This window comes from Campylobacter showae CSUNSWCD (assembly GCF_000313615.1).
In the GTDB taxonomy this organism is placed as follows: domain Bacteria; phylum Campylobacterota; class Campylobacteria; order Campylobacterales; family Campylobacteraceae; genus Campylobacter_A; species Campylobacter_A showae_A.
Genome location: NZ_AMZQ01000013.1, coordinates 47716 through 67732 on the forward strand (window position 1 = coordinate 47716; position 20017 = coordinate 67732).

The 20017-nt window shown below is 45.2% G+C and carries 17 protein-coding genes; 14 read left to right on the forward strand and 3 right to left on the reverse strand.

Features of this window, described 5'->3' with window-relative positions; translation table 11 throughout:
• Positions 1 to 94: 94 nt before the first annotated feature.
• Together CSUNSWCD_RS09420 and CSUNSWCD_RS09425 are read left to right on the forward strand one after the other, a co-directional pair.
• Positions 95 to 3172 carry a type I restriction endonuclease subunit R gene (locus CSUNSWCD_RS09420; RefSeq protein ID WP_009496269.1) on the forward strand — a complete coding sequence of 1026 codons (3078 nt, stop codon included), beginning with the start codon at positions 95 to 97 and terminating at the stop codon, positions 3170 to 3172.
• Positions 3162 to 3827 carry a M48 family metallopeptidase gene (locus CSUNSWCD_RS09425; RefSeq protein ID WP_009496270.1) on the forward strand — a complete coding sequence of 222 codons (666 nt, stop codon included), beginning with the start codon at positions 3162 to 3164 and terminating at the stop codon, positions 3825 to 3827. The genes CSUNSWCD_RS09420 and CSUNSWCD_RS09425 overlap by 11 nt, the downstream gene beginning before the upstream one ends.
• Before the next feature lie 116 nt (positions 3828 to 3943).
• Here the strand turns inward: CSUNSWCD_RS09425 and CSUNSWCD_RS11200 are convergent, their stop codons facing one another.
• The gene (locus CSUNSWCD_RS11200; protein WP_100223853.1) at positions 3944 to 4096 is read right to left on the reverse strand and encodes a molybdopterin biosynthesis protein MoeB; all 153 of its coding nucleotides are present in this window, start codon (positions 4094 to 4096) and stop codon (positions 3944 to 3946) included.
• A gap of 661 nt (positions 4097 to 4757) precedes the next feature.
• Here CSUNSWCD_RS11200 and fdhD point away from each other — a divergent pair.
• The 4 genes from fdhD (at position 4758) to CSUNSWCD_RS09450 (ending at position 8012) form a co-directional block, all read left to right on the forward strand.
• Positions 4758 to 5540: a formate dehydrogenase accessory sulfurtransferase FdhD gene (fdhD, locus tag CSUNSWCD_RS09435; protein WP_009496275.1), complete on the forward strand. Its 783-nt coding sequence runs from the start codon at positions 4758 to 4760 to the stop codon at positions 5538 to 5540.
• Positions 5533 to 6288 (forward strand): winged helix-turn-helix domain-containing protein, encoded by a 756-nt coding sequence (locus CSUNSWCD_RS09440; RefSeq protein WP_009496277.1) that lies wholly within the window; start codon positions 5533 to 5535, stop codon positions 6286 to 6288. The genes fdhD and CSUNSWCD_RS09440 overlap by 8 nt, the downstream gene beginning before the upstream one ends.
• A 26-nt stretch (positions 6289 to 6314) precedes the next feature.
• A complete protein-coding gene (locus CSUNSWCD_RS09445; protein WP_004321084.1) occupies positions 6315 to 6503 on the forward strand; it encodes a hypothetical protein in 189 nt (62 codons plus the stop codon).
• A gap of 183 nt (positions 6504 to 6686) precedes the next feature.
• A complete protein-coding gene (locus tag CSUNSWCD_RS09450; RefSeq protein ID WP_009496287.1) occupies positions 6687 to 8012 on the forward strand; it encodes an aminotransferase class V-fold PLP-dependent enzyme in 1326 nt (441 codons plus the stop codon).
• Positions 8013 to 8232: 220 nt separating this feature from the next.
• Here CSUNSWCD_RS09450 and tupA read toward each other — a convergent pair whose 3' ends face one another.
• Positions 8233 to 9051 carry a tungstate ABC transporter substrate-binding protein TupA gene (tupA, locus tag CSUNSWCD_RS09455; protein WP_009496289.1) on the reverse strand — a complete coding sequence of 273 codons (819 nt, stop codon included), beginning with the start codon at positions 9049 to 9051 and terminating at the stop codon, positions 8233 to 8235.
• Between the two features lie 76 nt (positions 9052 to 9127).
• Between tupA and tupB the strand changes: the two genes are divergently transcribed.
• The 6 genes from tupB to fdh3B all read left to right on the forward strand — a co-directional run bounded on the left by tupB (position 9128) and on the right by fdh3B (position 15558).
• The gene (gene tupB / locus CSUNSWCD_RS09460; protein WP_009496291.1) at positions 9128 to 9820 is read left to right on the forward strand and encodes a tungstate ABC transporter permease TupB; all 693 of its coding nucleotides are present in this window, start codon (positions 9128 to 9130) and stop codon (positions 9818 to 9820) included.
• 94 nt (positions 9821 to 9914) lie between these two features.
• On the forward strand, positions 9915 to 10868 hold the full coding sequence (gene tupC / locus CSUNSWCD_RS09465; RefSeq protein WP_009496293.1) for a tungstate ABC transporter ATP-binding protein TupC: 954 nt from the start codon (positions 9915 to 9917) through the stop codon (positions 10866 to 10868).
• 300 nt (positions 10869 to 11168) lie between these two features.
• A complete protein-coding gene (locus tag CSUNSWCD_RS09470) occupies positions 11169 to 11894 on the forward strand; it encodes a TorD/DmsD family molecular chaperone (protein WP_009496295.1) in 726 nt (241 codons plus the stop codon).
• Complete coding sequence (locus tag CSUNSWCD_RS09475) at positions 11881 to 12057, forward strand: twin-arginine translocation signal domain-containing protein (protein ID WP_009496297.1); 177 nt, start codon at positions 11881 to 11883, stop codon at positions 12055 to 12057. Before CSUNSWCD_RS09470 ends, CSUNSWCD_RS09475 begins: the two co-directional genes overlap by 14 nt.
• A 23-nt stretch (positions 12058 to 12080) precedes the next feature.
• Positions 12081 to 14915, forward strand: coding sequence for a formate dehydrogenase subunit alpha (locus tag CSUNSWCD_RS09485; RefSeq protein WP_244263923.1), 2835 nt, complete (start codon positions 12081 to 12083; stop codon positions 14913 to 14915).
• Position 14916: 1 nt separating this feature from the next.
• Positions 14917 to 15558: a formate dehydrogenase FDH3 subunit beta gene (gene fdh3B / locus CSUNSWCD_RS09490; protein ID WP_009496302.1), complete on the forward strand. Its 642-nt coding sequence runs from the start codon at positions 14917 to 14919 to the stop codon at positions 15556 to 15558.
• A 263-nt stretch (positions 15559 to 15821) separates the two neighbouring features.
• On the opposite strand, the gene CSUNSWCD_RS09495 is transcribed toward fdh3B, so the two are convergent.
• A complete protein-coding gene (locus CSUNSWCD_RS09495) occupies positions 15822 to 18065 on the reverse strand; it encodes a molybdopterin oxidoreductase family protein (RefSeq protein ID WP_244263924.1) in 2244 nt (747 codons plus the stop codon).
• A gap of 263 nt (positions 18066 to 18328) precedes the next feature.
• Between CSUNSWCD_RS09495 and CSUNSWCD_RS09505 the strand changes: the two genes are divergently transcribed.
• Together CSUNSWCD_RS09505 and CSUNSWCD_RS09510 are read left to right on the forward strand one after the other, a co-directional pair.
• Entirely contained in the window at positions 18329 to 18922 is a 594-nt protein-coding gene (locus CSUNSWCD_RS09505) for a LemA family protein (protein WP_009496306.1), read from the forward strand.
• Between the two features lie 18 nt (positions 18923 to 18940).
• Positions 18941 to 19894 carry a TPM domain-containing protein gene (locus CSUNSWCD_RS09510; protein ID WP_009496307.1) on the forward strand — a complete coding sequence of 318 codons (954 nt, stop codon included), beginning with the start codon at positions 18941 to 18943 and terminating at the stop codon, positions 19892 to 19894.
• Positions 19895 to 20017 lie beyond the last annotated feature (123 nt).

Sequence of the window (20017 nt, forward strand, 5' to 3'; positions counted from 1 at the left end):
GAAAATCCCTAAGAGCTTTCGCCGATCGCCAATCTGCAATCCAATGTGGAGATACTATCGAAATTCTTGTGAAAAATAACTTAAAGGATACCAAATGACCCCAGATACTTCAGAAAATAAGATCCAGCAAAACAGCATAAATTTACTACGAAATTTGGGCTATAAATTTATAAGCAGGGAAGAAAATTTAAGGCTTCGTGGCTCTAAATCTAGCGAGGTTTTGTTTAGGGAAATTTTAACCCAAAAGCTTTACGAGATAAACGGCTACGAGTATAAGGGCAAGCGATATAAATTTAGCCAAAGCAGTATTTTAAAAGCGGTCGATGAGTTAGCGGGAGTTTCACTAAACGAAGGGCTAATGATCGCAAATGAAAAGATCACTAATTTGCTCTTGCTTGGCACTAGCTTAGAGGAAAATTTAGAGGACGGCACAAGAAGAAGCTTTTCTTTTAAATTTATAGACTTTGAAAATTTGCAAAACAACGACTTTTATGTAACGGAGGAGTTTGAAGTAAGCAGGGCAAATCAAGGCGAGATACAAAAGCACAGAAGGCCAGATCTCGTGCTTTTTATAAACGGCATACCAATAGTCGTAATAGAGCTTAAAAAATCAAGCGTGAGCCTTGAAAACGGCATAAAACAGCTACAAAAAGAGCAGGGCAAAGAGGAAATAGCGCATCTTTTTAAATACATCCAGCTAACTATCGCAGCAAACGGCAGTGAGGCAAGATACGGCACAACGGGCACGCCGTTTAAATTTTATAGCGTGTGGAAAGAGCAAGATAGCGTAAATGAAAGCCTAGAGGACGTGATAGAAGATAGAAAAATAAGTGCGCTTGATACTACGCTTTTTGCGCTACTATCTAAAGATAGGCTATTAAGGCTAATTAGGCACTATATACTGTTTGATAAAAGGGTGAAAAAGGTTTGCAGATATCAGCAGTTTTTTGCGATAGAAGAGACGCTAAAGCGAGTATCGGCGAAAAAAGAGGGCGCAAGAGTGGGCGGACTCATCTGGCACACACAAGGAAGTGGCAAGTCGCTTACTATGGTAATGCTAACAAAGCTTTTAAAACAAATTTATTCAAACTCAAAAGTTATCGTCGTAACCGACAGGATAGACCTAGATGAGCAGATACACGAAACTTTTAAAAACACGGATATAAAAGCAGGACGAGCAAGTAGCGGAAGCGATCTGATAGAAAAGCTACAAAGCGGCGTTAGCGTGATAACTACGCTCGTGCATAAATTTGAAAAGGTGCAAAACCAAAAGGTAGTGATACGAGATAGCGATATATTTGTGTTAGTAGATGAGAGCCACCGCACGCAAGGCGGAGATCTGCATAAGGCGATGAAAAAGGCTTTGCCGCTTGCTTGTTATATAGGCTTTACAGGCACGCCGCTTTTAAAGCGCGAGAAAAATAGCTTTGCTAAATTTGGCGGAGAAATTCATAGATATACGATAGATGACGCCGTCAAAGACGGAGCCGTTTTACCGCTACTTTACGAGGGGCGATATGTGGGTCAAGAGGTGCTTGATGCTGATGGGCTAACTAGGAAATTTGATCTCATATCAAAAGAGCTAAGTGATCAGGCTAAAAGGGACTTGCAACAAAAGTGGGCGAGGTTTGAGCGTGTGGCTTCGAGCGAGCAAAGGCTAGAGCTCATAGCCGTTGATATAAATGAGCATTTTAAAAAGAGTTTAAAGATGGCAAATGGCGGATTTAAGGCGATGCTTGCAACGCAAAGAAAATATGACGCCATAAAATATCATCAAATTTTTGAAGAATTTGGAGAAATAAAAACTGCTTACGTGATATCAAGCAACGAGCACGAGGAGCTTGAGGGCGGGCACAAAGAGTACGTCGCAAAGGCGTGGCAAGAGACGATAAAAGACTACGGCGGTGAGGAGGCGTACCTAAAGCATGTCAAAAACGAATTTATTTACGGCGACGAGATAGATCTGCTTATCGTCGTTGATAAGCTTTTAACGGGATTTGACGCGCCAAGAGCAAGCACGCTTTATATAGATAAACAGCTAAAAGAGCATAATCTGCTCCAAGCCATAGCTAGAGTAAATAGGCTTTATGACGGAAAAGATTATGGCTACATTATTGATTATAGAGGGCTTTTGGGCGAACTTGATGAGGCGCTTACTAGCTATGCGTCGCTAAGCGGCTTTGACCCGGAGGATCTAAGCGGAGCCGTGATAGACGTAAGAAGTGAGATCGTAAAGGCTAAGACCTACTATACTCATTTAGACGGGCTTTTTAGTGGCGTCAAATTTAAAGACGACTTAGAAAGCTATGTGGCGGTTTTAGAAGACGTGCAAAAACGAGACGACTTTAAAGAGTGGCTGTCGCAGTTTGCTAGGGCGTTTAAACTAGCGCTTTGTAGTGAGAAAATTTGCGATATCTTAAGCGAAGAGGAGATAAAAGCCTATAAACAAAAGGTTAAATTTTATAACGAGCTAAGAAAGGCGGTGCAGCTAAGGTATCACGAGAGTTGCGACTTTGGCAAATACGAAGCTCAGATGCAAAAGCTACTTGATACTTATGTGAGCGCAAAAGAGGTCAATGAGCTCACCAGGCTTGTAAATATCTTTGAGACGGAATTTGATGACGAGGTGCAAAGAGTCGAAGGTAAAAATGCAAAAGCTGATACGATAATCAGCGCCGTAAGTGCAGTGGTAAAAGAGAAAATGGAGTCAAATCCGGCGTTTTATAAATCAATAGCCAAGCAGATACAAGATATCATCGACGAGTATAAGGCAAAAAGACTGAGCGAAGAGGAAAAACTTGCCAAAGCAAAACAGCTAAAAGGCCTAATAACCGGAGCTTTAAAGCCAAATGAAGATAGATATCCAAAAGAATTTAACGGCAAGGAAATTTTGTTTGCCATTTATGATAATTTGCTTGATATTTTAGGCGATGTGGAGCTTGAGGATATAGAGGCGGTCGCTAAAAATTTGAGTATGAAATTTTATGAAATTTATGAAAAAGCCTCTAAAAAACCGGAATGGTACAAAAATAAAGAGGTAGAAAACGAGATAACAAGCCAGATGGAAGACGCTCTTTGGGATGTCGAGGACGAATACGGCGTATCTATCGATGATAAAGAGAAAATTTATCAAACTATCCGTGGCATAGGGATAAGTTTTTATGCAAAGTGACGTAAAAATCATCAAAAAAGATGTAAAAAATATCACTTTAAAAGTTAGACCTAGCGGCGAAGCGATACTGACCGCGCCAAATTCGGTAAGCGATGAGCATATAAAATTTATCATGCAAAAAAGAGCCCAGTGGATAGCGCAAAAACGTGCGTTTTTTGCTTCGTTTAAGACGCCGCAAAAAGAGTACGTAAGCGGTGAGGATTTTAGATATCTTGGGCGAAGTTATAGGCTAAAAGTGGTGCAGTCTAAGGAGGAGCGCGTAAAGCTTCAAAGGGGTTATCTAGAGCTATTTGTAAAAGATAAAAGCGACCTAAAGCGAAGAGAAAATTTGATTTATGAGTGGTATCATGAAAAGGCGATGATATATTTTTTTAACATCTTGCAAGAGTTTAACAAGATAGTAAAGCAAGATATCAAAAGCGTAAAAATAAGGCAGATGAAAACAAGATGGGGAAGCTGCAATCCATATAAATCATATATAAATTTAAACATAGAGCTTATCAAAAAGCCAAAGGTGTGCATCGAGTATGTCGTATTTCACGAGCTAGCTCACTTGCACTATCCAGATCACTCAAAGGAATTTTATGATTATTTGAGCCTTTACATGCCTGATTGGCAAAAACGCAAGGAGATTTTAGAGAAGGCTATGCCGTAAAATATTTTTGCAACCTGAGTTTTCTAAAAAAGCGTAAGAAATATGATTTTGCTGAGCGGTTAAGTTTTTGGAAAAATCGCGCAGGTGAAACTCTCCGCGCTCCAGCGCCTAAAAGCTCAGTCGTAGCAGCTAATCTCGCCGCCGCACGCCATCTCTTCCTCGTCGTTATCGAGCTTAAATTTGGCGCAGTTTTGGGCGGTTTCTCGCGCTTTTTCATAGTCAAATTTGCCAAATTTAAACTTGCCTTTTTCACTAAAATTTGCACGCATCAAAACACCCGAAGCTCTTTTACGCTTAAATTTCTAAAGCCGCCGTCCGATTCTTTTTTGACGAGCAAAGTCGCCTTAAAATCCAAAAATACCGACTTTAGCGCTCCGATCAAATTTGCCTCTGATCTTGCCGTCGTTTCCGCTAAGCCTAAGCCCTATACCGGCTAGCGCGCCTATAACGCCGCGAGCGCCGCTTTTAGCTCTTTTGTGATTAAATTTGATTTCGTATTAAAATACGAGCGAATATTAACAACTTAAACTTTCATAAAACTTAAAAAACAAATATGCAAAATTCTAACTTTGTCACTAAAATATTCTACATTAACGATTATCGGAATTTTAGGTATTTTGATAAATGAAGTAGAAAAATTTAATTTCGTAATTTGGAATTCGGGACAAACATTTTTTGGGTTAAATTTGAAAAGGGGCGGAATGAAAAAGTCAAATTTAGACTAAACTAGTAGTGAAGCTTTTTGCGGCGATTACGGAAATTTTGTATTTAAGATATATGCTAAATTTGCATATATAAATCATCATCAGATACCGATAAAATCGTACTAAAAATAGTTTAAGTTTTTGCTTGATTTAAGCAATAATTCACTACAATCAAATCTTAAATTTAGATTTTCAAGCTATCATTTTGCAAAAATTAAGGAAAATCATGCAACCTATTTTTACGACGCAAATCATCAAATTTAAAGGTGCGCAAAAAAGCGCCGTGGATGATATTTTGGTGCGCGAGATCAAGCTTGAGATCTACATAAACGGCAAGCGTTTTGGCGCACTGATGGCAACTCCGACCGATCAGGAGGCTCTGGCTGCGGGCTATCTAATCAGCGAAAATTTGATCGCGAGCCCCGAGGATATCGAGAGTATCGAGCTCTCAGACGACGCTTTAAGCGTGCGGGTAAAGGCTAAAATCAACGAAAAACGCCTCGAGCAGTTTGACGAGGAAAAGGTGATAATCAGTGGCTGCGGGCGTAGCTCTACGGCAAATATCGATCCAGGGGCTATGGCGGCACGCTCGATAAAGGGCGAGGTTAAATTTCACAAAGACGAAATTTTGCGCCAGATGGGGCAGTTTTACACGCAGTGCGAGCTCTACGAGATGACTGGCTGCGTGCACACGGCTAAGCTTTTTGTTAGCGGCGAACAGTTTTACATCGGCGAGGATATCGCCCAGCACAACACCATAGATAAAGCCGTCGGCAAAGCGGTACTAGCAGGTGCGCAGCTGCAAAATTCGTTTTTGATGGTGAGCGGGAGGCTGAGCTCCGAGATGGTCGCAAAAGCCGTCATGCACGGCATCCCCGTGCTCGTCTCGCGCACGGCTCCGACTAGCCTTGGCGTCGTGATAGCGCGTAAATTTAACCTCACGCTATGCGGCTTTGCTCGCGGCGAAAACATAAACGTGTATAGCGGCGCGGAGAGAATCTATGAGTGAGCAAATCCGCGAACTGATCGCAAAACTGCTAAATCCAAAGGGCAGGCTAGACTGCGGCGCGGCGTTTAAGATCGCTGCAAAGCTAGGCGTAGAGGTCGGGCTGGTTAGCGACGAGGCCGAAAAAATGGGTGTAAAGATCGACAACTGCGAGCTAGGGCAGTTTGGCGGGCTGGAAAACGGACGCGGCAAATACACCGTGATGACGCAGCTAAAGCAGATGACCGACGAAAAGAACAGAATCCTGTGCAAAGACGCTAGAGACGCGGCTGCGGGCGTGGGGCTAAAGACGATCCGCTCGACGCTAAAAGACTATAAAATCGACGTAAAATACTGCCAGTTGGGGTGTTTTAAGGAGAAGAAAGGAAAAAAGATGAGAGTAAAAACCAAAACCTGGATAGAAAACGACGAGGGCGAGCTTATCTTCGGCAAGGGTAAAACAGAAGTCCTAGACGTCATCGCAGAGGTTGGCTCGATCTCAAAGGCCGCCGAAATTCTAGGCATGAACTATAAAAAATGCTGGACTCATCTGCAAATTTTGCAAAAAAATCTAAAAGAGGAGCTCTTTACCACTAAGCAAGGCGGCGGAGAAAACGCCGGCACGACGCTAAACGAGCGCGCGCATGAGCTCATAAACGCCTATAGACAGCTTCAAAACGACATCGAGGATTTTGCGGATAAGCGCTTTAAGGAGCTGTTTTTGAAAAAAGACGGCGAGAAAAAAGACGAGACAAACGATAAAAAGAAATAAAACCACATCAATTTAAGGGAGAAAAAATGTACGTAAAACTAAACGATAGGGTCTATCTAAACAAAGATAAGATCACCAGAGTAAAGGTAGATAGCGTCCAAGACGGTATCAGGATTCGCTTTTACGAGGGGCAAAACCAAGTCGCTAAAAGCGGACGCTTCGAAACCGAAGCAAAAGCTATCGAGTGGCTAGAGAAAAATTTTATAAACAAATAATAAAATGGTCGTGAGCCTCTGTGGCTCGCGCTTCTGTGCTTTATCAAGTTAAATTTGCCGCTTTGCGGTTAAATTTAGCTTGCTCAAATTTAACCTCCAAATTTACTAAATCATTTCCACCGCAAAAGCCCCAAATTTGCGAAAATTTACTATAATTACCGCATCAAATTTAAAGAGTAAAAAATGGCAAATTTAGACGAAATAAGAAAAAATATCATCCTAAAACCTGGCGTGCATTATTTTGATTTCGCGGCTTCGGGGCTTGCTTATGAGCTCGTAGAGCGCGAGATAGGCGAAATTTTAAAAACCTACGCCAACACCCACTCCGATAGTAGCTCTAGCGCGATCATCACGCAGCGTCGCTACGAGGGCGCGCGCGAGAGCCTAAAAAAGCTGCTGGGGCTTGACGAGCGGTTTTATCTCATCGCCTGCGGACAGGGCGCGACGGCTGCGATCAAGAAATTTCAGGAGCTGCTTGGCATCTACTTGCCGCCTGCGACCAGAAGCGCGATCGGCGAGGCAAATTTACGCGCCGCACAGCTTCCGCTCGTGCTCGTTTCGCCCTACGAACACCACTCAAACGAGCTTAGCTTTCGCGAGGGGCTTTGCGACTACCTGCGCGTGCCTCTTAGCGAATCTGGCGAGATCGATCTGCTCGCACTTGAGCGCATCCTAAAGCTAAATGCGGGACGCCGCATCATCGGCTCGTTTAGCGCCGCCTCAAACGTCACGGGCATCATTAGCGACTATAAAAAGATCAGCGAGCTAATCAGAGCCGCAGGCGGTATCGTCGCCTTTGACTGCGCGGCGCTGAGCTCGCACGCAAATTTAGACTGCGACCATTTCGACGCGATTTTTCTCTCACCTCATAAGCTACTCGGCGGACCTGCAAGCTGTGGGCTTTTGGCGATCAAAAAAGAGTTGCTTAACAGCGACGTACCGACATTTGCCGCGGGCGGGACGGTCGCTTATGCTAACCGCGAAGGACACGTATTTTTGAAAAATCCCGAGCAGCTAGAGGAGGGCGGTACGCCGCCTATCATCGGCCTTATACGGGCAAATTTGGCCTACGCGCTGCGAAACGAAGTCGGTTTTGAGAGGATAAAAAGCGCCGAAGACGAGCTAGCGCAGCTTTTTGAGAGCGAGCTAGCGGGCATAGATGAGGTCATAAACTACGCTCCAAAGGGCGCGCCGCGACTGCCGATAATCTCATTTAACGTGCGCGGCGTATCGGCGTATGATTTCGCCGCGAGCCTTAGCAACGACTTTGGTATCCAGACGCGCGCGGGCGTGATGTGCGCGGGGCCGTACGCTCACGATCTGCTGGGTATCAAGGAGGGGCGCATGCCAGAAAGTAAGCCCGGCTTCGTGCGCGTGAGCCTGCACTATACGCACACCGAGCAAGACGTGCGCTATTTAGTTGGCGCGATAAAATCCTGCATCAAAAAGCACCGCGAGCTCTGGGGCGAGGAGAAGGCGATGTATGAGATGTTTGGCGGGAAAATTTAAATTTGAGCGGGTTAAATTTGACTCGCGAAAAGGTCAAATTTGAGTAAATCAAAAATACGCGGTCAAATTTGAAAATTTACGCCGTAAAGATACGGGTCTGGGCGCTCAAATTTGATTAAATTCAAAAAATAAAAAGAGTAAATTTAAGAAAGAAAAAGGGCGCAAAGCGCGCCCGAATTTACGCGAGTAGAGTCAAATTTGACCTAAACGCGCGTAAAAATTAGTTTTTGCGCGTATTTGCGTCTGGTGTGAAAAGTGGCTTGTCAAGAAGTTTGAAGTCACCTATAAATTTCTGACCCTCTTCGCTTGTAGCCCATTTTATAAATTTCTCTGCATTTTCGATGTCAGTTTTAGGGCAGTGTTTTGGATTTACTGCGATTAGAGAGTAGAAGTTTTTAAGATCGTTGTCGCCCTCGTTGATGATGACCATCTCAGGATGACCTTTTTGGTTTGCTTCATATTTAATGTAAGTACCACGGTCAGTAAATGTAACGCCTTTTTGCTCAGCAGCAGCATTTATCGTAGCTAGCATGCCTTGACCTGTTTGCATATACCAGCCGTCTTTTTCAGGGACTTCACCAGCGATCTTTTTCCAGATGCCTTTTTCTTTATTGTCTGTGCCTGATTTATCGCCACGTGAGAAGAATTTGATACCATCTTTTTTGATAAGTTCAAAGCTTTGTTTTATATCTTTGCCTTTAAATTTATCAGCAATTGATTTATCAGCGATAACGACGAAGTCATTGTACATTACGGCATTTCTTTTTAAGCCAAAACCTTTTTCTACAAATTCTTTCTCAACTTTTGGTGAGTGAACGAAAAGTATGTCCGCATCGCAGTTTTCGCCTAGTTTTAAAGCCGCTCCAGTGCCTACGGCAGTCCATTTGATATCGACGCCGGTTTTTGCCTTATACGCAGGATAGATCGCGTCTAGTAGCCCCGTGTTATCGGTGCTAGTCGTAGTTGCCATGATGAGTTCGCTATCGCCCGCAAACGCCAAAACGCTCGCGATTAGCGAGCCTAGTATTACTTTTTTCATTGTTTCTCCTTTTTTAAAAAGTATGCTATTATAGCACATTAAATTAACACTTAAGAAATATGCAAGGAAAGAATATTTGGACTTTCTACTAAACGGATTTTTGGAGGCCTTTAGGCTGCTTTTTAGCGGCGACGAGGAGACGTATTCGGCGATCAGGGCGACGCTTTACACTTCGAGCGTTTCGATATTTTTTGCGATTTTAGTCGGTTTTCCGCTAGGATTTACGCTGGGATTTTATGATTTTAAAGGACGCAGGGTTTTGCGTCTGCTCAGCGATACGGCGCTTGCGATGCCCACCGTTGCGATCGGGCTTATTTTGTATGCATTTATCACGCGAAACGGGCCGTTTGGCGAGTTTGGGCTGCTTTTTACGCTAAAGGCCGTGATGCTGGGACAGTTCGTGTTGGCGCTGCCTATCATCATCTCGCTAAGCGCTAGCGTCGTGGAAAATATGGACAAAAAGCACTATCTAACGATACTAAATTTACGCCTGAGCGCGCCTAGGCTAGTGGGCTGCGTGCTTTACGAGCTGAGGTATGCTCTGATGGTGGTCGTAGCGACGGCGTACGGGCGTATCGTGGCTGAGGTCGGTGTCGCGATGATGATCGGCGGAAATATCAAATATTTTACTCGCACGATCACGACTGCAGTATCGCTAGAGACGAACAAGGGTGAGTTTGCGATGGGTATAGCGCTAGCTTTGGTGCTTATCTTTATCGCATTTGCGGTAAATTTGGCGATACACGCGCTAAAAAGGCTTAATCGATGAAATTTGATAAATTTAAAAAATTTACGCTCGTAAAAAGCGGGCTGTGCGCGCCAAATTTGAGCCTTTTGTTTAAATTTAACAAGAAAGGCGCAAAGTGATAAACGTTAGAAATTTACGCCTAAACTACGGCGCGAGCGAGATTTTAAACATCCCGCACCTTGATATCGATGTCACTAAAATCACCGCGTTAACTGGTAGCAACGGCAGTGGTAAAAGTACACTGATGCGTGTGATTTCGTTTTTACAAAAGCCCACTAGCGGCGAGGTGCGGCTGTGGGGAAGCAGCGCGCCTAGCTTAAATTTACTGCGCGACGTTAGCGTTTTGTTGCCCGAGCCCGCGCTTTTAAAACGCCCCGTGAGGGAAAATTTTAAAGCCGTTTTAAAAAGCCGCGGAGTGCTAGGGGAATTTGACGAGCGAGCGAGCGAGGCGTTAAATTTGGTCGGGCTTGACGAGAGTTTTTTAAACAAGCGCCACTTTGAGCTAAGCTCGGGGCAGACGCAGCGCGTTAGCTTTGCGCTAAATTTGGCGCTTAGATCGCGGCTATATCTACTCGACGAGCCGACAAATAGCGTGGACGCGGGCACGTCAAAGCTTTTCGGCAAGGCGGTGCTTTACATGTGGCAAAGATACGGCTGCGGCTTTGTGATCGCTAGTCACGACGATAAATGGCTAACCGCGATCGCCGAAGAAAACGTCTTTTTGCACAAGGGGCGCGTGTGCGAATTTGAATACAAAAATATATTCGACGCTCGGGACGGGGTTTTGAAATTTGACGAAAACGCTATCATAAATTTGCCGTCAAATTTGCGTAGCGCCACAAAGATCGCCGTAAATCCCGGCAAAATAACGCTAAGTAAAACGCCGATTGATGGGTGCTTGAGCGGTATCTTGCACTCAGTTTCGCTCTATCTTGGCAAAGAGCTTTTGGTAAAAATCAAAATTGGCGACTTTTTGATTAAAACGCTGGCACCTAATTCGCAAAATTTTAATATCGGCGAAAATATTTATTTTAAATTTGACGAAGGAGCGTTTTTGGGGCTTGAATGAGCCTCAAATTTTGCAAATTTCGCTCCTAATTTTAAATTTAGGCTTGTTTAATGCCCGTTAAAATAGCCGAGTTAAAAGTAAATATCAAAATGAAGCGTAAATGCCATATATATGCGTAAATTTCATATTTCTTTTATCCCCTAAAATTCGCTACAAGTAATATGCAATTAAGGCATATTTAAGCGTATATTAATTTTTTTAATTTATTTTTTTTTAAGTATAAGAAATAAGCCAAAAAGTAGTATAGTTTCACAATCGAGAAAAATCTCAAAAAATAGACAAAAATGATAAAGGAAGGCGATGACTAGCAAGGGCGAATTTGCGGCGGGACGCGGGCTTTACTACTCGCTATTTTCGCGTTTTTTCGTTTTTAGTCTAAGTGGCGATAGATTTACCGGCCTAAGCGCGATGCTAGGACTTGCCGCAGCTCATGCTCTAAACGAAGAATCAGCCGCTGCGATAATGCATATACAGGCAAAATTCGACGAGAAAAATCCGCAAAATTTAGCGGATGAATTCGATGAAATTTTCCACGCTCCGCCAAGCCCGCTTAGAAACTCGCTGTCCTACTACGACGAGGGCTACGAGGTCGGGCATGCCTGCGCGAAAGTGCGTAAAATCTTAGCCCGCACCGACCTTAGGCGAGATGAGGCTAAATTTAAAGAAAGTGAAGACAACGTAGGCTTCGTGTTTGCGCTAATGAGCGAATTTATAGCGCGCGAGGGCGAGCTGGAGCTATACGGCGAGCTTGAGGAACAGCTTTTTAAAGAGATCATAAACCCAAACATCGATGAGTTTATAGAGAGTCTTTTTAATCACGAAAGTAGCGAAATTTACAAGGACGTCGCGGTGCTACTGCAAGGATTTATCGAGTTTGAGCGCGTAGTTTTGAGCGCGCCGCGTCCTATAAATCACGGCGAAAACAAAAAGACTTTGGACGGAGTTTCAAGATCCGAAGCCATAAGAAGACAAAAAAACCGAGTGAGAAAGATAAAAGCTATGGAGGAAGAAAATGCAAAAAAATAGGCGAGAATTTTTAAAAAAGGCGGGGCTAGTCGGCGCGGTAGCGGCTACGGCCGGAGTAGCGACGGCAGCGGCGTCAAACCTAAAATACGGTAAAAGCAAAAAGACCGAGGTGCTATACAAAAGAAGCAAAAACTGGGATCTATACTACGAACAAGCGAAATAAATAAAATTTAAGAAAGGATGAATATGTCTGAGGCAAATTTGCGTCTTATACCCAACTCAAACGCAGTCGGGCGAAGATCGTTTTTAAAAATGGCCGCGCTAGCGGGCGTTGCGGGCAGCATGAGCGGACTGGCTGCTAGCGGCGTAACTAGAAGCGCGACCAAAGAAGAGATGGCAAATCCGTTTCCAAACTCTAAAATCGTAAAAACCGTTTGCTCGGTTTGCTCTGTTGGATGCGGAGTGCTAGCCGAGGTAGAAAACGGCGTTTGGGTACGCCAAGAGGTGGCCCAAGATCACCCGGTAAGCGCTGGCGGTCACTGCTGTAAGGGCAGCGACGTCATCGATATGGTGCGCTCTCACTGCCGTGTAAAATATCCGATGAAAAAAGTCGGCGGCAAATGGAAACGCATCAGCTACAAAGACGCGCTTGACGAGATCGGCGCAAAACTAAAAGCTTACCGTGAGAAAAACCCGGAGCAAGTTATGTTTCTGGGTTCAGCAAAAGATAGCAACGAGCAGAGCTACTACATCAGTAAATTCTCTGCGATGTTTGGGACAAACAACCTAGATCACCAAGCTAGAATTTGACATAGCGCAACAGTCGCCGGTGTGGCGAATACGTGGGGTTATGGAGCTATGACTAATCACCTTGGAGATATCCAAAACGCGAAGTCTATCTTTATAATCGGCGCAAATCCGGCTGTAAACCACCCGGTAGGATTCAGACATTTTCTAAAAGCGAAAGAAAATAACGGCGCGAAGCTGATCGTGGTCGATCCAAGATACACGAGAACTGCGGCTAAGGCTGATTATTTCGCTCAAATTCGCCCAGGTACGGACATACCTTTCATGTACGGTATGATGAATCTCATCTTTGAAAACGGCTGGGAAGATAAGAAATTTATAGAAGACCGCACGTACGGTATCGATGAGATCCGCAAAGAGGCTGCAAAATGGACGCCTGAAGTGGTAGAAGACGTAACTGGAGTACCGGCTGCGACGCTAAAAGAGATAACTGAAGTTTTTGCTAAAAACCGCCCAGGATCAGTTGTTTGGGCGATGGGTCTAACTCAGCACACCATAGGCAGCTCAAACACTCGTATCGCTCCGATCCTTCAACTAATACTAGGAAATATGGGTGTATCAGGTGGCGGCTGCAACATCCTTCGCGGTCACGACAACGTCCAAGGCGCTAGCGATATGGCAAATGCGCCCGATAGCTTGCCTGGTTACTACGCTAAAAACGAAGCCACGTGGAAATACTTCGCTAAAATGTGGAAAGTAGACTACGAGTGGCTACAAGGAAATTTCGTAAAACCTGAATGGATGTTTAAGCCGGGATTTACCCTAGCTCGCTGGTGGGCGGGCGTACTCGACGGCAAAAACGGCAATGACCCGGTTGAAAACGCAGGCGATAGCCTAAAAGCCCTAATCGTCATCGGTAACGGCATCACCTCGACCGCGCAACAAGTAAAAGTGCAAGAGGGTCTTGACGGGCTTGAGCTTTTGGTATTGCTTGATCCTTTTGTAAACGACGCTGGCGTTATAACAAATAAAAAAGACGACGTATATCTACTACCTGCGGCGACTCAGTTTGAGGGTAGTGGCACGGTCGTAGCCACAAACCGCAGCGGCCAGTGGAGAAGCCAGGTCGTAGAGCCTTTGTTTGAGAGTATGCCCGATCACGAAATTTTATTTGAGCTTGCAAAGAGAATAGGCTTTTACGACGAGCTAACTCGCACGATCAGAGACGCTAAAGGCAAGATCGAGTGGCCTGAAGCAGCTACTCGTGAGATCGCTAGCATAGTAAAAAGTATCGGTTTAACGGGCTGGACGCCGGAGCGCCTAAAACGCCATCAGGCTAACTGGGATAAATTTGACGAAAAAACGCTAATGGGCAAAGAGGGCACCGAGGTAGCGGGCGAATACTACGGCTTGCCGTGGCCTTGCTGGACGGAAAAGCACCCTGGTAGTCCAAATTTATACGATATAAATAAACCGGTAATGCAAGGCGGTATGGGCTTTAGAAACCGCTTCGGCCTAGAGCATAACGGCATAAATCAGCTAGCTGGCGATGGTAGCGCGCCTGTAGGCGGCGCTCAAAGCGGCGGATATCCGGAGATCAAAAAAGATAACATCGAAAAGATACTGGGCATCACGCTAACAGATGAAGAGCGCGAGAAAATGGGAGCGACGTGGGCAACCGACGCTAGCAACATAATCGCCGAAAAATGCATGGAAAAGGGCATCGTTCCGTACGGCAACGCAAGAGCTAGAGCGGTAGTTTGGACATTCGTCGATCAGATACCGCAGCACAGAGAGCCTATCCACTCGCAGCGCCAAGATCTTGCGCAGAAGTATCCGAGCTTTGAGGATAAGCCAAACCACTACCGCGTATTTACGAAGTATAAGAGCTTGCAGCTAAGTAAGGACTTCTCAAAAGAATTCCCGATAAATCTAGTCACGGCTCGTCTCGTAAACTTTAGCGGCGCGGGTATGGAGACGCGCGCTAGTATGTATCTATCGCGTATCACGCCTGAGATGTTTGCCGATATCCACCCTGAGCTTGCGGCTAAACACGGCATTAAACACTGGGATTTCGTATGGATTCATTCGCCGGAAGGCACGAAAATCAAAGTACGCGCCAGAATCGTACCGTCTGTCAAGCCTGATATGATTTTCTTGCCGTTTCACTTCGCCGGATACATGCAGGGCGTCGATATGACGGGTAATTTCCCTGAGGGCACGAGGCCTTATGCGGTAGGCGAGAATGCAAATACCGTCACCAACTACGGCTACGATATAGTCACTCAAATCCCAGAAACAAAAGGCGGTCTATGCCGCATAGAAAAGGCGTAAAATGAGCGAATTTAACGATAACAATAGACTTAAATTTTACTGCGACGACGACAGGTGCATCGACTGTAACGGTTGCGCGGTGGCTTGCGACGAGGCTCACGAGCTGCCTCTTGGTATCCGCCGCCGCCGCGTCATCACGCTAAACGAGGGTGTGCCCGGCGAGGAAATATCGACCTCGATAGCTTGCATGCACTGCGAGGACGCTCCGTGCTCGCTGGTTTGCCCGGTCGATTGCTTTTATATCAGAGCCGACGGCGTAGTGCTACACGACAAAGATATCTGCATCGGCTGCGGATACTGCCTATACGCGTGTCCGTTCGGCGCGCCTCAGTTTCCGCGCGAGGGAGTGTTTGGCGCCAAAGGTTCGATGGATAAGTGCACGATGTGCGCAGGCGGTCCGCTACCGACAAATAGCGAAGCCGAGCGCGAAGAGTACGGCCAGGATAGAATTTCCGAAGGCAAAGTGCCGGTTTGTGCCGCAATGTGCTCGACAAAGGCGCTGCTAGTAGGAGAATCCGCAATGATAGAAAAAATCTACGGCGATAGGGTCAAGGCTCGCGGCTACGGATTTAAAGACCTAAAACAAACTCCGACCTGGAAGCTTGCTTATTATGCGGGCGACAGGCTAAAATACAGTTTCTAAATTTTCGCTCCGCACTTTAGCGGGGCGATTAATCTCATCAAATTTGACGCGGTTTGGCTGCGTCAAATTTGACTCAAATTTAAATTCTACTCGACTCGGTTTTAAAACTTCATCAAATTTATCCAACTTCGGCTTTTTAAATTTAATCAAATTTTGCGCGAACGGTTTATTAAATTTGAGTGTTAAATTTGTGGTACGTGTAAATTTGAAATAAAAAAGTAGATAAAATTTAAGTAGAAAAAGGGCGGTCTCCCACCCTAAATTTAAGCCCTTACAGGCGACAAGTACGGATTTGCCGAGTGCATCGACATCTCGTTTTGCTCTCTAAATTTAATAAACTCCGTCTCGCTTAGACGTCTGATATTTGCTATAGTCATCTTTAGCGGCGTTATGCCTGAGAGCGGATCTGGATCGCCCGCGTTTGCTAGCTCGTTGCCGTCGGCCTCGCTATAGTGGAAGGTCGTAAATATCGTTCCTTCTCTCAGATCCGGATTTATGCGCAGTTTGGCCGCGATTTGGCCGCGTTTATTTTGCACGAGCGCGTAGCAACCGTCTTCTAGCTCCCTCTCGCGAGCGATATCAGGGCTCACCTCTATGAGCGCACCTTCAACGCCGGCACCGTATTCAAGAGCCGGACACTCTCTCGTCATAGAGCCAGTGTGATAGTGGTATACCTTTCGTCCTGTCGTAAATAGGCACGGATATACCTCGTCCGGTACCTCGCTAAGCGCGCCTGTACCCACTGGATATCCTTCTGGGATATTCATTTTGGCTCTAAATTCAGCCTCAGCTTTTGCGCGATCTTCTTTATTATTTACGTAAAGTACCGGCGCGAAGCGGAATTTACCGCCAGGCAGCATGGACTTGTGATCTGCGTAAAGCACGGGCGTACCAGGATACTCCTCGTCGGGGCACGGCCAGCTGATGCCGCCTAACCTACCTAGTCTATAGTAGCTGATACCGCCGAAAAATTTAGGCATAAGTTCTCTTATCTCATTCCAAATTTGTTCAGGGCTAGCAAAGTCAAAACCCTCTAGTCCCATGCGATTTGCGATGTTGCAAACGACTTTCCAGTCGGGCTCTACACCGCTAACCGGCTCGCTAGCTTTGCGCGTACGTTGGACGCGGCGAGAAGTGTTGATAAACGTTCCGTCCTTTTCGCCCCAACCTGCGGCAGGTAGTACCACGTCGGCCTTATGCGCACTCTCGGTAAAGAAAAGATCCTGTACGATAAAGCAGTCTAGATGGTGCACGGCGTGGACGAAGTGCTCGGTCCAAGGGTCGCTCATTACGGGGTTTTCGCCGTAGACGTAGAGTACTTTTAGCTCGCCGCTATCCATTTTATCCGGCGCTTGCGTTAGCTTAAAGCCTGGAACCGGATTTAGCTCAAAGTGCCATACTTTGCGTGCTTGCTCCTGTGCGTAAGGGCTATTTACCGCGCCGGCCGGGATGACGTTAGGCAGTGCACCCATGTCACATGCGCCTTGGACGTTGTTTTGACCGCGCAGAGGATTTACGCCAGCGCCTTTTTTGCCCAAATTTCCGGTTAAAACGGCTAAATTTGATAGCGAAAAGACGTTTGACGTGCCGTCGCTAAACTGCGTGATGCCCATCGTGTAGCAAATCGCCGCCGTGCCTGCTTTAGCATACATTCTAGCCGCCTCTATGATGAGCTCTTTTTTTATACCGGTTTCGCGCTCGAAACGCTCAGGCGTAAAGTCCTTAACCGCCTCTTTTAGATATTCAAATCCCTCGGAGTATTTCTCGATAAACTCGGTATCTTGTAAATTTTCGGCGATTATAACGTTCATCATCGTATTTAGCGTTTTGATATTCGCGCCGATCGGGATTTGTAGATGGATATCGGCTTTTTTGGCCATATCGGTGCGCTTTGGATCTACGACGATCATCTTTGCGCCGCGCTGAAGTCCGCGCTGCATCTGCATAGCGATGATTGGATGGCATTCGCTCGTGTTGGTACCGATGAGTAAAAATACGTCCGTGTCGGTCGCAAATTCGACCAAATCGTTCGTCATCGTTCCGTTTCCTAGCGTGCTGGCAAGACCTGCCACTGTAGGAGCGTGTCAAAGACGGGCGCAGTGATCGACGTTGTTGCTGCCCTGGGCGCGGAAAAATTTCTGGAAAACGTAGTTGTCTTCGTTATTTGAGCGCGCCGAGCTAAAGCCCATGATCGAGCTTGGACCGTATTTTGCGACGGTGGATTTAAATTTATCCGCGAGGAAATCATAAACCTCCTCAAAACTTACTTCTTCAAGCTCGCCGTGCTTGTCGTAGACGCCGTTTAACTTTCTCATCATCGGACGGCTTAAGCGTTTAGGAGAGTTTACGAACTCCCAACCGAACATTCCTTTTAAGCAAAGCTCGCCGTCGTTTACGTGGTGATCTTTGCTGGGTTTGGCATCTACGATCCTACCGTTTCGCACGATAAGATCGATGCCACAGCCCGTACCGCAATATGGACAGGTAGTTTTTACTATCTCTTCCATTTTTGCTCCTTTCTGGTATTACTGAAATTTATGAGATTATTATACAACGGCAAATATAAATTTAGTTTTAAAATTAGTATATTTCTTTAAGAATTATTTAAGTAATATGCAAATTTAGCATATTACTTTTTTGCTTTAAATTTTTATTTTTAGGAAAATTTTTAGGTATGTGTTTAAAACAATGTAAAATTTATTTAAAAATTATTACTTTCAAATGTATTTAGATGTATAATGGAGATAGAAAATCTTTTAAAGGAGCAGCCATGAAAAATTTAGTTATTTTTCTAGTCGTCCTAGGTATCATCGGCGGTATCGCCATGAAGTATATTAACGCCTTTCCGGTACTCGACGAGACGGTCAAAGAGAAATGGGCTCAGGTGCAAAACCAATACAAACGCCGCGCCGATCTTATCCCAAATTTGGTAAAAACAGTTCAAGGCTACGCTAGCCACGAGGAAGGCGTATTTAAGGAAGTAACGGAAGCTAGAAGCAAGGCTTCTCAGATGACGATCGACGTTAGCTCGATAGACGATCCTGCTAAGCTAAAAGAGTTTGAAAACGCTCAAAAAACTCTAGGTGGCGCGCTATCTAGGCTAATGGCTATCACCGAGAACTATCCTCAGCTAAAAGCCGATCAAAATTTCCTCTCTCTTCAAAGTCAGCTTGAAGGTACGGAAAATCGCATCGCAGTCGCTAGAAAGGACTATATCGCAGCGGTCAAGGACTATAACATCGCCCTTCGCAAGATACCAGATAAGTTTATAGCTGCGATTTTTTATCCAGAGCTCAAACCGCGCGTGACGTTTGAAGCAAGCGAAGCCGAACAAAGCGCACCGGACGTGTCTTTCGCCAAATAACCCAACCAAGGTACAAAAATGAAACGCATTTTATCTACTTTATTTTGCGTTTTTACGCTTTTAGGACTTACGGCTATAAATTTATCGGCAGCAGATAATGCTACCGAACAAAACAAAACCGTAAAACAAACTACTACTCAAACCTCAAACGAAAAGAGTTCAAATTTCCCTGCCTTAACCGGCAGGGTAGTAGATCAGGCAAGAGTACTAAGCCAGAGCGCAAAAGACGAACTAGAAACATTACTAGCTACTCACGAAAACAATACTACTAATCAAGTCGTAGTAGCTACTATAGAATCTCTAGGTAACGCTCAAATAGAAGAGTACTCCATAGAACTAGCTAGACGTTGGGGTATAGGACAAAAAGGTAAAGATAACGGAGTAGTATTAGTAGTAGCTCCAAACGACAAACAAGTACGCATAGAGGTAGGATACGGCCTAGAAGGTACTCTAACGGACGCTCTTAGTAGCAGTATCATAAACTATTACATAATCCCAGAGTTTAAAAAAGGAGATATTCAAAACGGTATAAACATAGGCATACAAAAGATCATTGCATTGCTTGATGGGGATGAGAGGGTTAAGGAGGAGATAGAAAAGCAAGATGAGACGCCTGTGGAAGCCTATGGGATAGTAGTGGGCATGGCGATGGTATTTGCTTCGGCTATTTTTGGCACGGCGGCTCTACGAATCGGAGCTAGCGCGACGCTATCTGGCTTTATCTCGGGCGTAGTCGCAGGGACATTTGGTATCGAGAATCTGCTTGTTAGAGGCGGGGTCTTGCTCGTTCTTTTTGTGCTACTTTTGTACCTAATGCGAAATATGAAAACCGGCGGCAGAGGCTTGTATGGCGGCGGCTCTGGAGGCGGTTACGGCGGTGGCGGATTTAGCGGAAGCGGTAGAAGCTCCGGAGGCGGCTTTAGTGGAGGAGGCGGAGGCTTTGGCGGAGGTGGAGCTAGCGGCAGGTGGTAGTTTGTCGCTTTCAAATTTAGCGTCAAATTTAAGTAATTTAAAAAAATAAGGCTCTGTATGAAAAATGTATTGTTTGTTAGATATTAAAAAAGAGAACATTCTTTAAAGTATCAAAAAACAAAT